1 pseudogene is annotated in these 278 nt (G+C 34.2%); it reads right to left on the bottom strand.

Features of this window, described 5'->3' with window-relative positions:
- Positions 1-76 precede the first annotated feature (76 nt).
- A pseudogene (locus tag SB775_RS28985) lies at positions 77-278 on the bottom strand (urease accessory protein UreD); the annotation flags it as partial.

Below are 278 nucleotides of genomic sequence, written 5' to 3'. Positions count from 1 at the left end.
CTGCTAGTGCATTCATGAATAGAACTGCACCGACAAATAATAATCCCACATTAGTCATAGTATCCCCTTCTCCTACTTAATATTTTCGATAGGATGTTAATTCTTCATGCAGACAATTCTCTCTAACAAAACGATGACACTGAAAAAATATAGACTCCATATCCTCTGTATTATGACTAAGTATGCGTATGACAAAGCCTTTACATGGCATAGAAGATATTCCAATCTTCATATTGTTAGTGTTAGAAAGCGAAGTTTTCAATGCTGCAATTAAATCA

It is taken from the genome of Peribacillus sp. SIMBA_075, from assembly GCF_046534585.1.
Note: the sequence above shows the minus strand (reverse complement) of the source record. Positions and strands in the feature narration are given on the sequence as shown.